13 protein-coding genes are annotated in these 13,281 nt (G+C 31.1%); all 13 read right to left on the bottom strand.

Annotated elements, in window-relative coordinates:
• Position 1: 1 nt before the first annotated feature.
• The 13 genes from ACFS3A_RS05870 to ACFS3A_RS05810 all read right to left on the bottom strand — a co-directional run bounded on the left by ACFS3A_RS05870 (position 2) and on the right by ACFS3A_RS05810 (position 13,281).
• The gene (locus ACFS3A_RS05870; RefSeq protein ID WP_379824489.1) at positions 2-580 is read right to left on the bottom strand and encodes an acyltransferase; all 579 of its coding nucleotides are present in this window, start codon (positions 578-580) and stop codon (positions 2-4) included.
• A gap of 122 nt (positions 581-702) precedes the next feature.
• Complete coding sequence (locus ACFS3A_RS05865; RefSeq protein WP_379824488.1) at positions 703-2,112, bottom strand: lipopolysaccharide biosynthesis protein; 1,410 nt, start codon at positions 2,110-2,112, stop codon at positions 703-705.
• Complete coding sequence (locus tag ACFS3A_RS05860; RefSeq protein ID WP_379824487.1) at positions 2,112-3,512, bottom strand: hypothetical protein; 1,401 nt, start codon at positions 3,510-3,512, stop codon at positions 2,112-2,114. Before ACFS3A_RS05860 ends, ACFS3A_RS05865 begins: the two co-directional genes overlap by 1 nt.
• Positions 3,505-4,563 (bottom strand): hypothetical protein, encoded by a 1,059-nt coding sequence (locus ACFS3A_RS05855; protein WP_379824486.1) that lies wholly within the window; start codon positions 4,561-4,563, stop codon positions 3,505-3,507. The genes ACFS3A_RS05860 and ACFS3A_RS05855 overlap by 8 nt, the downstream gene beginning before the upstream one ends.
• A 2-nt stretch (positions 4,564-4,565) precedes the next feature.
• Entirely contained in the window at positions 4,566-5,900 is a 1,335-nt protein-coding gene (locus ACFS3A_RS05850) for a hypothetical protein (protein ID WP_379824484.1), read from the bottom strand.
• Positions 5,901-5,920: 20 nt separating this feature from the next.
• Positions 5,921-6,670 (bottom strand): SDR family oxidoreductase, encoded by a 750-nt coding sequence (locus tag ACFS3A_RS05845; RefSeq protein ID WP_379824483.1) that lies wholly within the window; start codon positions 6,668-6,670, stop codon positions 5,921-5,923.
• Entirely contained in the window at positions 6,655-7,569 is a 915-nt protein-coding gene (locus tag ACFS3A_RS05840; RefSeq protein WP_379824482.1) for a Gfo/Idh/MocA family protein, read from the bottom strand. Before ACFS3A_RS05840 ends, ACFS3A_RS05845 begins: the two co-directional genes overlap by 16 nt.
• A 5-nt stretch (positions 7,570-7,574) precedes the next feature.
• Complete coding sequence (locus ACFS3A_RS05835; protein ID WP_379824481.1) at positions 7,575-8,303, bottom strand: acylneuraminate cytidylyltransferase family protein; 729 nt, start codon at positions 8,301-8,303, stop codon at positions 7,575-7,577.
• 9 nt (positions 8,304-8,312) lie between these two features.
• Positions 8,313-9,362: a nucleotidyltransferase family protein gene (locus tag ACFS3A_RS05830; protein ID WP_379824480.1), complete on the bottom strand. Its 1,050-nt coding sequence runs from the start codon at positions 9,360-9,362 to the stop codon at positions 8,313-8,315.
• A complete protein-coding gene (gene neuC / locus ACFS3A_RS05825; RefSeq protein ID WP_379824479.1) occupies positions 9,359-10,516 on the bottom strand; it encodes a UDP-N-acetylglucosamine 2-epimerase in 1,158 nt (385 codons plus the stop codon). Before neuC ends, ACFS3A_RS05830 begins: the two co-directional genes overlap by 4 nt.
• Positions 10,513-11,523, bottom strand: a complete 1,011-nt coding sequence (gene neuB, locus ACFS3A_RS05820) for an N-acetylneuraminate synthase (protein ID WP_379824478.1) — start codon at positions 11,521-11,523, stop codon at positions 10,513-10,515. The genes neuC and neuB overlap by 4 nt, the downstream gene beginning before the upstream one ends.
• On the bottom strand, positions 11,520-12,149 hold the full coding sequence (locus tag ACFS3A_RS05815; RefSeq protein ID WP_379824477.1) for an acetyltransferase: 630 nt from the start codon (positions 12,147-12,149) through the stop codon (positions 11,520-11,522). The genes neuB and ACFS3A_RS05815 overlap by 4 nt, the downstream gene beginning before the upstream one ends.
• Positions 12,139-13,281, bottom strand: a complete 1,143-nt coding sequence (locus tag ACFS3A_RS05810) for a LegC family aminotransferase (RefSeq protein ID WP_379824476.1) — start codon at positions 13,279-13,281, stop codon at positions 12,139-12,141. Before ACFS3A_RS05810 ends, ACFS3A_RS05815 begins: the two co-directional genes overlap by 11 nt.

Here is a 13,281-nt window from a genome sequence, read left to right as displayed (position 1 = left end):
ATTAATTAGTTTTTATCCAAGTATTGGTCTTAAAGCAATATCGTTTAATAACCTTTGCGGGAGTTCCCACGGCAACGCAGTAATCCGGAATATCTTTTGTTACAACTGAATTAGCCCCTATCACGCAATGTGTGCCAATATTTGCTCCCATTATGCATACATTTTCGCCAATCCAAGAATTTTCTCCAATTGTAACTGTTCCTATCTGTTTTACAGGTTGGTGTAAAATAGGTATTGAAATATCTTCGTAATTATGTAAATTATCTGAGATATATACCTTATCTGCAGTAAGTACATTATTACCAAATATTATTGATTGTGTTGCATAAATATGATTAAAATTACCTATCCTACATCCATCTCCAATTATAAGCTTACAATCGTTAAAACCCGTATAAGGCATAGCGGCAAGCCAAGTTTTGTAAGCAACATACACATTCTTCCCCACGCTTATATTTTGTTTTCCTTCAATTGAAAGAGGTTTATGTATAAACGTTTTCTTGCCTAGTTGTTTAAATTTAGATTTGTTTATGGTATACCAAATACGCCAACGCAGAGACAAATAAATTCTTTTAAACATATTCTACATTTTTAAAATCACTATCTTTTGATTGTTAGTCAGAAATTTTAATTTACAAGTATACAAGTTGGTTATAGCGAATCGTTTTATTTTTTATTTTAGTAAACATTTATACATTTAAACTATCTGAGTAATGATTTAAAACTGGCCTTACTAATATTATTAAGTTTAAGCAATAAAATGAATAAGCAGCAAAAAATAATAAGCTTAAAAGCAAAAACCTGGATAGAAATAGATGGATTCCAAATTTCAAGAATTATTACAACTACTAAGTAAACCCCCATGTTAGAAAAACTATTTTTCAACGATAACTGAGTTTTAATTCTGGTAAAAAGCAAAATATCCATTATAAGAAATGCCATTCCTGAAGCTAAAGCCGAAGCATATATTCCCATTATTGGTATCAGAAAAACATTAATTGAAATACTAACTACACCTCCTATAAGCATAGAAGCCCCTATCGATTTTGTATTGTTTTCCGCCGCTAAAACACTACCAAGTAAAACATTATGTGCCGCAAATAATATCCCAAAAATAATATACGGAACTATATCACTACCACTATAAAAATCTTTTGATGTAAAAAAACAGAAAACTTCTTTTGAGAATAATGCTAGTGCAATCGCCAATATGTAAACTACAGCAAGATATATTGTAGAGGCCCTATTGACAAAAGATGAAAATCCATCTGTATTAAATCTCTTAAATATCTCAGGTTCAAGAGCTCGATAAGCGCTTTGGACTATAACATTAAGAGCCTGAGAAAACGTAACTGCAACATTATATACACCTAATACTGCCAAACTAATATGTCTTTCAAGTATTATCCTATCTGACAGCGACATTATTAAGTATGCTAATGCACCTGGTAACAGGGGTAAAGAAAAACGGAGTCCATCTTTTATCTGTTTAATGTTTATATTTAGAGTAGCATTTTTTAAAATAATTCCCCACGAAATAAAGAAGTATAATATCAATGGAATAAGTTGTCCATAATAACTTCCTAACAACCCATAAGACTCAATTACAACAAAATAATAAATTAATGCGAACTGAAGTAATACACGGAATATACTTAAAAAAACAAAGTACAATGCCTGTTCCCGAACCCTAAATAATACCATTGGTAAAATAGTAAAAACCTCAAGAAAATTACAGACTACCGCTAAACGAAAATACGGATTCCAGGGAACTTTTATAGAATAAAACTTAATTACATAAGGCAAAATCAAAAATAATACACCCAAAAGTATAATATTCAAAATGCCAATAAAAACAAATATGTTACCTATTAGTTTTTTCTTTTCAGTCTCAGTTTTACATTCAAAGTAACGTCTAAGCACATAGGAATTGAGTGACAAAGAAGACAGTACATATAAAAACATTATAAATGCAGATGTATATGACAAAATGCCGTAATCATTGGTAGTCAATACTGCTGTAAATACGGGTAACAATATAAGACTTATAGCTCTAGGGAAAACTTCTCCTACAGCATAAAGAAAAGTATTCTTAAATAGTTTTGATGACATTAGTTGTTTATATTATTCTTGACCTCAACATCAAGTAAAGATTTTAATTTGTCCAGTCTTAAAGGCACGTAAAATTCAGGTACTGGCGCGGAAGAGCTAAACGAAGCATTTTTATATTGAAAATAAAACTCTTCAGCCGAATCGAAAAGACTTACATTAGGCAGATTAAAAAATTTACGGAAAAACCAAAAATTTTCACGTTTGTATAGATATACTTGTTTTTTGGCCTGCAAAAGCTCAAAAATTACTGATGAATAAATTACTATAAAGTGCTGTACCTCTGCAATAAGATCAGTAATCGTTTTATCAACAGGCACTACTCTTATATTAGAATACTTTGAAAATAGAATTTTATATTCATCTATTGAATTGAATTGAGCTGGATGTAACTTATATTCAAAGACTGTATCAGGATATATAGATGCGAGTCGTAATGTCAATTCGTTTAACTCAATTTCATGTTCTTTGGTAGAAATAATAGCTACAGTATTTGAAATAACCTCAAAATTTTCAATATTATGTATAGCTGTACCAATCTCTACACTTTTTCCAGGAATATTATTATGATCACTCCAAAAATTGGAATAAGTCAAAAAAACATTAGGGAAAATTATATCTTCATAGTTTGGAATTGTACCATAATGCCAAACTATATTAAATTCGATCACATCAGCATGCTGAAATTCATAAACTGGTATACCTGATTTATGTGCAGCATATATAAGTCCTTTTTGATAACCATTTTGATGCAAAAAAACACATTTAAAACGATTTACAGAGAAAATTAACTTGTAAAATAAATAATGAACTTTAAATTTAAAGAAAATATTTCTCAGAATTTCCTCAGTAACAACCTCATAACCGTATGTATCTTGTAATACACTAATTATCTGACCCAATAAATCTTTGTCAACACTTTTTTGTACTCTATTGTAATATATTGGACGAAATATTCTTAGCAAATAAGTACTAACATCAGCTACTCCTTTCTCTTTGTATTTGGGCTTATTCTGCGCTGTTTCATATAATAAAAAATCGTTACCAATCAAAGGCTTTATTGTCTCCAAGTAAGGGTCAAAATACTCCCCCTTTTTATTTACAAAACGTGATACGCCAAAAAAGAAGTACTTCTTCCTATTAATAATTTTATATAAGCCAGCAAATTTTTTAATTAATACAAAAAGCATTTGGGCTTTACCATATGAAACCGAAGCCTTACCTTTAATCTCATCTTTATATATAATATAATTATATAATTCAGGTCTAAAAATATCCCACAAAGGAATATCGTCATATGTTTTTAAGGAAAAGAGATTATATTTCTTTTCCATATCAAAAAACAAATCCGGATCTTCCTGTAATATCTTTTTATTATCGCCTATCACTTCATCTTTAAACATACACAACATTTATTTTACCTGATAACCAAGAAGAAACTAAAATGAAATTTTCTGCTTTTTTAATTCCGATAGGATCACATAATTGTCCTTTATTGTACCCAAAAGACAATAAATTATTAATAAATTTAAAATTTAGATCATAAATAAAAATCATTCCCTGTTGTTTGTCCAAAAGATAATATTTATCATCAACTCTTACAATATCGTGAGGAATCCACATTTCTGTAAAATGATGTCTCATTGAATTACCAAAATCTAAATTAAAAATTATACAGGAACCAAATTTGTACCAGTCAAAGACAAACAAATAATTTTCGAAAACTCTAAATCTCCACGGTTTGTTTGTATCTCCTAAAGAGCCTATATTTTTGCCATCAATAATTACATTATAATCAATCGTTACTTTAGAAAGGAAACCATCATAGTAAAACATAAATAAGCAGTTATTATCTTGTTCTACTTTGTGTTCACTAAGCTCTAAGTTAACAGTAGCTATGTAAGAACTATAACAACTATTGAAAATAATCTTTTCATCAAAACGATCAACCTGAGTTAACATAAAATTATTGTTCGAAAGAAAATCTACTCTTTCATTGTTATATCTAATGGTATCTTTTGACTCAACAACAATCAAATTATCTTTAACCACTTCAATATCCCATGGAAAAAAGTATTCTATTTCGTTAAAAAATTCAGCTTCATAGTATTGAGACTTATCTTTATCCAAATGAAGCTGGATTATATAATTAAGTCTTTGGCATTTTAATTTCAGCTCTATATCAATATCTTCATTATTTATTAAGTCAAAATACTTCTGAGAATAACTTTTTGATAATGTGTGTAAATCTATATTACACCATAAATCTTGTTTATCCTGCTTAATAAGTAACAAATATGTTAGATAATCAATGGTATCCTTAGAAAAAACATTTTCTAAATCACATGTCTTTTGAAAAAACCATCCTAGATCATCTTTAACATACGACGTATTTAATTCATTATAAAATTTTAAACTGTTTAATTCTTTATTAAAAAACTCAGAGACCAGCATAATTATAACGATATTATTTTTATTGCTTGATTGCCAAATTTATCATTCGTAGCTACAGCAATCTTTTCTATATTATCTAACGGAATTGTATAATCATCAAAAGTATAATTGAAATTTTGAGAAGAATGATCCAAGTAATCAAAATTATCATGGTAATATTGTCCATCTTTGGTCTTAATTGCCAAGTATGGTTGCGGCCCAAATGTTTCTCCATTTTCCACATATACAACCAAATGCTTACTATCTAACTCAACTTTTATGTTAATAGCTTCTTCCTGCACCTGCTCTGAACTGAATAGAATTTCTTGAAATGCTCTTTTAGATTCACTGAATATAAAAGGAACATCAGAATATTCTTCAATAACTTTTGCCAATAAAATTCTAAAGTCATCAATTTCTCTCTTCATGTCACGCCAGTCATGATTTGTTATCCCAACATATACATTTTCTCCTTTTCGAGCTTTTTCAAATGCTGTAACAAGTTCATCATATGTAATATTTCTGTGTCTTGAATTCATATTAAGAACACGGGCAACATACCTGTTCATAGCACCAGATTTTCTCCAGTCTCTGTGATCTGGCTGATAGATTGACCAATCATATGGAGCTCCTCTCCAATCACCAAATCGTCCATTTGTAAGGTCACGTTGCAACTTTGGTTGAAACTCATCCTTTACTGCCTGATTAGAAGGATCAAACGGTATCCATTGTTCAAGAAAATGACTCGAATCAAACCTCACAGTATGAAATCCAGCACGATTAACTAAAGGGAACCACTCCTTTTCTATTAACCTTCTCGATATTATCTGATGTAAATCATACATTGAATTTTCATATGATGTTGCTGGAATATGTGCATCTTTCGTAAAAGAAATCGGATGAAAATGCCAATGAAGCACATCCATGTATGAATCAGTAGCTTTTATCTTACTCTCATAATATTCAAATATTTTAAGATATCCCAAATCTCTTCTACGTGGGTTAGCACCTGTAAAGCCTACATGATCCATTATATGCCAGTTATAAAGCCAGCCATTACCTTCTATATCTAAAAGTTCATTCCTATAAGATGAAGACATAATAGTATCGAGCATAGTATCAATTTGTCCCCATTCACCTAAAAAATTAATGGTATGGGGATCAACAATAAGTTTCAACTCTTTCCATAGCTCGTCAGAAATTTCGATTTCCCTATTTTGTAGTTTAATAATATTGTCCTTCGTAGGTTCAAGATTTATTCCTGTAATAAATTTAACTCTTTTAAACAGCTCTTCTATACTTTCATAAAGAGGCCCTTCTGTGTCAATATGATGACATATGTATACTTTTCCTATCATAAAAATTTTATTGATATTATTTATATGGCAGTCCATCCTCCATCAACCATTAGATTATGCCCTGTTATAAAAGAAGCATCATCAGAAAGTAGAAAAGAAATTGCAGGAGCCATTTCTGAAGGATTTCCTAATCTTTTTAAAGGAGATTTTTCGCTGTATCTATTGATAAAAGAAGGATTTTGATTTTTTACATCCAATACCCCGCCCGGAGACATACAATTAATCCTCACATTATATTTACCATAATATGAAGCAAGGTATCGTGTAAGATTTACTAATCCTCCCTTAATTGCAGCATAAGCTGCTGGAGAAGTACCTCCATATTCTTCATATAATGTAAAATCATTACCTACTACTCCATATATTGAGGAAATATTAACTATAGATCCGCTTTTTTGTTTTTTCATTATTTCTAAGACTTTCTGACAAATGTAGAAAACTGAATTCATCTGCATATCTACGTTTTTCTGCCAGGAATCGTAAGGGATCTTTTCAAATTTAGTTCCCCAGTCTTTGGTTCTCGGATATGCTAAATTGACCAAACCATCAATTTTACCATAATGGCTTAAAACGGTATCAATAAGTGAATCCATTTCATTCGTTTTAGTCACGTCAAAGGTCAGAAACAAATCAGCTTCAGAATCAAAACTGTTTACATCAACTGCGATTACCTTTGCATCGTTTTGTGCTAAATGTTTTAAAGATTCTCTTCCTATTAAACCTCCTGCCCCAGTAAGAATAATAACTTTATCTTTTAATCCTGCATACATAATTTTAAAATGGTATTTGCCTCGGTAATAGAATTAAATTTCTTCTTGTCTTTTAAAATTGTATTAATATAAAAATACATTTGATCTTTATAAGTATCAATAATTCGCTTTTGTGAAATAAATATACATTCCTCATTAAACATAATTGTATTATTAAGCAAATCAACAAAATATGTACCTCTTTCTGTAACCAGTTCGATTGTCCTTTTACTCTCTTTTCTAAAGTAATTCAAAATAATTGATGCAGAGAATTCATTGTATGACCATAAATAGTTGGCATAATCGTAAGCAGAAATATTCAGGGATGATACATTAGAAAAAAAAGATTTTGTTTGGATCGGTTCTCCAAACAACCAGAAAACATAATCTAATTCATGGATTAAATCAATATGTACCCCTCCTCCTAATTCTTTATTGGCACTATAAACTGTTCGGAAATCAACTCCTGGTCTCCAGTCAGGCAAATAAGAACCGCAATATACATTAACTTCATTAATTCTTTCGCTTTTAAGAATATCTTTGAGTCTTGTCAAACAATCTAAAAATCGTAGATTACAAGCCACATAGGTAGAAGTTTTTTTTTCTTCCAATTGATTCACCAGAAGTTGAGTATAATCATTTATTTCTGAGAATAATGGCTTTTCAATAAACAAAGGTTTATTATATAAAGATATCTTTTGAATTGTTGAAAGATGCTCTGAAGTTGGATTAGATATAATAACAAAATCGATCGTTTTCATATCAAAAGTATTTATATCATAAATATTCTTGATGTTTTCTATATTATCACAATGTGATTTTCTTCTCAAAGCATAAATTTCTGTTTTCTTATCCACATGCTTGAGTGCTTCTATATGTTTTTTAGCTATGGAGCCTAATCCAATTATAAGTACTTTCACTTTTCTCAGTAATTAAAATCGAAGTTCAATTTCTTGTTTTCTACTAGGAAAGTCATAAACTCAAAATCAATCTCATGATCTAAATCAAAACACAAGTGAGGAACTTCATACACAAGGCTCTTATCTGTAATTACTGTTTTATTACCAGATCCAAAAAAAGTGCTTTTAAAAACATAAAAAGATGCATTTAAGTCAAACACCTTCGGGGCAGACTGTCTCGTTAAAAATTCACCTTTTTTACACAATTTATAAAAACCATTTCCACTTTCTTCTACCATATTAAAATATGGGTTTCTATTTGCTGGACTTACCGAAAACAAATTTAAAGCCTCTTCATTAAGAAACAACATTTGAATAGATTTTTCAAGGTCTTCTGCTGTACGCAATGGAGACGTTACATCAAGATCAATAACGAAGTCGTAAGTGATATTTTTTTGAATTTCAGCATATTTTTTAACATCAGTAATTGCATCTAGTTTTCCAGCAGTATCACTTGCCAAAAAATCAGGACGACTATAAGAGCAATCAACTTTATCAAATTGTAATCGACATACTACATTTTTGATTTCCTCTGAATCAGTTGAAAGAAAAATATCAATATCATATTTTCTTGCCAACTGTACAGCAACTTCAATCGAATAAGCGATTAGCGCTTTTCCGTTAATCTTTTTTATATTTTTCCCCGGAATACCTTTAGAGCCACCTCTGGCACAAACAGTTATTAACCCTTTCATCGGCTTATATTATAATTTAATATGTTTTATATCTTCTTGAGCTTTTTTAAAATCTTCGTGTTTGCCCACATCAAGCCAATAGCCATTAATTGGATAAGTTACTAGCTTCAGGTTCATTTCTAGTACTCTTTCCATTAAATCAGTAATATCATAAAACTGATTTTCTGGTATTATATTAAGTAACTTCTTCTTAATAATATAGATTCCTGCATTGGAGTAGTATGTGTAACGTGGTTTTTCTTTTAGAGATTTTACTTGTTTATTATCTCCAACTTCTAATACAGCGTAAGGAACATCTATGTGATAAGAAGTTGCCGCTACAGCCATATCCGCCTCTGATTCTTGATAAGTTCTAAAGAAATCAGTAAAATCTATATTGGTTAGTAAATCACTATTCATAACAATGATATCTTCGTTACAAAATTGATCAACTAATAAAATAGAACCAATGGTACCTAAAGGTTTATCTTCCCTTACATATTTAATACCTACCCCTTTAGCGCTTCCATCACCGAAATACTCAACAATCTGGTCACCTAGATAGTTTATACTTAAGTTAATATTTTTTATACCAACATTAATAAGCCTGTCAATATTATACTCTATGATAGGTTTATCGCCTACTTTTAGTAAAGGCTTAGGGGTATTTTCGGTTAATGGCCTTAATCTTTTTCCTTCACCTCCTGCCATTAATATGGCATCAGCAGGGATTAGAGTTCTTCTCAAATTGAAATCAAGAATATCAACAATTATATTATTATCATTAACTATTGGTATAATCTTTAACAGATTTATTCTGAATTGTTCAAGTTGATCCAAATCAAACTCATTTTCCTTAATTGAAACTGGTGTAGATTTAACAAAATCCAAAAGTTTGTCTTCAAAACCCAGCCCTTTAATAAAACCTCTTCTCAGGTCTCCATCTGTAAGAGAACCTATTAATTTATTCTGCCCGTCAACAATAAACAATATAGATGAAGGAGCTATTAAGTCAAGCTTTATCAGTGCTTCCCGAACTGATTGAGTATATAATATTACGTGCTTTTCAACTATATTCATGATAAATTATAAAAACTTTTATTTGTATTGATCTTTTTATTCTTCAATATTTCTTTTAAAATTTTGTTAGCAGCTCCTCCATTATCATACGGATTTGTCACAGAACCAAGCTTAGCCCGGAAATTCCCATCTCTAATCAGTTTAAAAGCACCTGTAATATCTTCTATCGAATTACTTACATTAATAATACTCTTTGCCTGTGTACGCCCCTTTTGTCTATCCCCAATATTGATTGTTATTGTATCTAATGATGGGGCTTCTAATATGCCACTTGAACTATTACCGACTATAGCATCGCATAACTTAACCACAGAGAGAAAACGCAAAGATCCTAAAGAATCGAAAACTTTAGCTTTATGAGAATTTTCAACTACATATTCATCAATCATTTTGTTAATTATTCGACCATCTGTATCAGCATTTGCTTTGGTAAATATAAAAAAACTGTCTTCCTGAATATCTATAGCATCTAATAGATTTTTAAATTGTTGCGACGACGATAATTCACCTAAAGTTTCAGGATGAAAAGTTACCTGATAATTATATTTTAGAAATTTTACATCAAGATTTTCTTCGAGTTCTTCTTTGGTTAATAATTTCATATTTGCAATATTATCCAATCCAATTGCACCCACATTAAATACATTTTCAGGATTTTCGCCTAATTGTATTACCCTATTTCTATACTCCTCAGTAGACGTAAAATGTAAATGGCTCATTTTTGTAATAGAATGACGAATAGCATCGTCATAAGCCCCTTCTGTGATTTCACCGCCGTGCAAGTGTACGATTGGAATTTTAAAAATAGTGGCTGCAGATGCAATAGCAAGCATTTCATATCGATCGCCTAAAATTAATAACAAATCTGGATTAAGCCTTGAAAAAATTTCAGCCATACCCAACATAGCAATTCCCATGGTTTTAACTATGCTTGAAGATGTATCTGCAGATAATAATATTTCTACTTTTTCATTAATGATAAAACCATCTGCTTCAATACCTCTATATGTCAATCCAAACTCAGGAGATAAATGTGCACCCGTTGCAACGACTTGTAATTCAAGATCATCTGATTTGCTTATTAATTCCATCAAAGGTTTTAAAAGCCCGTATTCTGCACGAGTAGCAGTTACAACACAAATCTTTCTTATCATATTTCGATCAAATCGTCTTCTTTAAAATAACCTTTTGCTACTGTACCGACAACTTCATCCCATTTCATTGGAGAAATGCCATGACCAGGTCTTTTAACTGTTAAATTTTCTTCTGTAAGTATATCTCCCTTTTTTATTTCTTTTTTCGCAACAATACTCTTCCTAGCTATTACTATATTTTTACGTTCAGAATCACTTGGCTCTTTAATTCCGTTTCCTGAAATTGCTTCTTCAATATTTCTTATAGCTGTTACCATTGCCTTTAGCTCAGAAGGTTCTAAAGATGCGGCGTGATCAGGTCCGTCCATTGTCTTGTCTAATGTAAAATGCTTCTCTATAATAGTTGCACCTAATGCAACCGCACAAATAGGCACTTCTATTCCCAATGTATGATCTGAGTAACCTATCTCGGTATCAAAATGTTCACCAATCATTAACATTGCTTTAAGGTTTACATCTCTCATTGGAGTAGGATATTCTGTATTACAATGAAGAACACTAATATTCCTTTTGTCAATCCCATGACTTAGAAATACTGATATAGCTGCTTCAATATCCTCCATTGTACACATTCCTGTAGAAATAATGATTTTATTGAAAAGCTTAGCTGCCTTTCTCAAATAAGGAAGATTAGTAATTTCCCCTGAAGGAATTTTCACAAGATCAAGCCCTAAATTTTTTAAATAATCTAATGAATCTAGATCAAACGCAGTAGAAAAGAATTTTATCCCTTTTGTATCACAATAATTTCTCAAAACTTCGTGATCATCATGAGATAATTCAAGTTTTTTAAGCATTTCAAATTGTGAATCTTCTGAATTTCCAGTGTTTTGTATCTGGTATTCTGCTTTTTTTGCAGTTTTAGCAACTAATTTTTCAGCCTTAAAAGTCTGGAATTTTATATAATCTACTTTTGCATCTACTGCAGCGTCAATCAGTCTGAAAGCATTTTCGATACTACCATTATGATTAACACCTGCTTCGGCAATAATCAGAGTTTTTTTCATTTTTTAAGCAATTTAGCAGGATTTCCGACCCAGATCTCATTATCTGGAATATCTTTTATAACTACGCTACCTGCACCAACAATAACATTTTTACCAATTTTTACTCCTTGTCTAACAACGGAGTTTGCCCCAACAAATGAGTTTTCTCCAACAAAAACATTACCTGCCAAGACAGCACCTGGTGCGATATGTACTCCACTTTGAATTACACATTCATGTTCGATAATACAGCCTGTATTTAAAATACAATTATTCCCAATTTTTGACAATGCATTTACCGTACTATTCGCAGCAATTAAATTCCCTGTTCCAATAATTAAATGTTCACTTATAACAGAGCTTGGATGAATAACATTTATTAGCTCTTTTCCTTTAGAATTAATTAATTTCGCAACTTTTTGACGAATCTTATTATCGCCTACTCCTAAAATAAATGTTCCAGCAATGTTCCAGTCAAATGTTGGATTATTTTCATTTCCAAGATAAACGAGTTTAAAAGGATTCACTAAAGACTCCATTATCTCACAATAATAGTCTACTGTCATTCCAGATTGTTTTGCAGCATCTAACACAACAAAAGAATGCCCCGAATAACCGATTATAGCAATAGGCGACTTATCTAACACTACTTGGTATATTTACAATTCTTTCTTCTAGAAACTCTGCGTTAAACTGTTTATCTCTCTGACAATTACTGTACATTGGCAAACGATACATCAACTGCCAGATAGGTCTTGTCATTACGTTATTGTCATTTGTCGCTTTTAAAAACAAATCACGATCTGACTTATTTTCAAGTTCCACACACATTAACCAATAATTGGCTTTTGTATTTGGAGTTTCAGTTCTAAATTTCACACCATTTGATGCAAAAAACGATTCATACTGTTTTGCCAATGCCCTTTTGTTCTCAATAAAATTACTTAATTGCTCTAATTGAGCACATGCAAGAGCAGCGTTTAGATTAGGCATTCTAAAATTGTACCCCATTTCATCATGAATATACTCATATGGGTGTGGAATCTTCGCTGTAGTAGTCAAATATTTACCTTTTTCTCCTAATTTCAGATCATTTGTAACAATTGCACCACCACCACCGCATGTTACTATTTTATTTCCGTTAAATGAAAATGCACCAAGTTTTCCAAAGCTACCTGTTGATCTTCCTTTGTATTCACTACCTAAGGATTCCGCGGCATCTTCTACTACCGGAATTTTCCACTTATCACAAACCTTCATCAATTCATCCAAATGTACTGGAAAACCAAAGGTATGCATAGGCAAACAGGCACTTATTCTTTTTCCTGTTTTTTTATTATAACAACCATCTTCTCTTAATTCTCCAAACTCTTCTAAGAAAAGTGAAACTGAATCTGGCGACAATCCCATAGTATCTAAATCAACATCTAAAAAAACAGGTGTAGCATTTAGATAACTTATAGAATTTGCGGTAGCAACAAAAGTTAGAGCTTGTGTTAAAACTTCATCTCCAGTCTTTACACCAATTAAACGCAAGGCTACCTGAATTGCAGCTGTACCATTTACAACAGCCACTGCTTTTTGAGTATCGGTAATGTTTTGCATCATTTCTTCAAACTGATCCACATAAGCACCAACTGAGGAAACAAAAGTAGAATCTATAGTCTCAATTAAATATTTCTTTTCATTTCCACCAAAATGAGGAACATGAAGAGGTATAAAATTTTCTGTTTTATATTGTTCTTTAATAAAAGAAATTGTGTCGTTAATACTATTCAT

Origin of the sequence: Flavobacterium notoginsengisoli, assembly GCF_042686225.1 — a bacterium.
In the GTDB taxonomy this organism is placed as follows: domain Bacteria; phylum Bacteroidota; class Bacteroidia; order Flavobacteriales; family Flavobacteriaceae; genus Flavobacterium; species Flavobacterium notoginsengisoli.
This window is presented reverse-complemented; position numbering and strand designations above follow the sequence as displayed.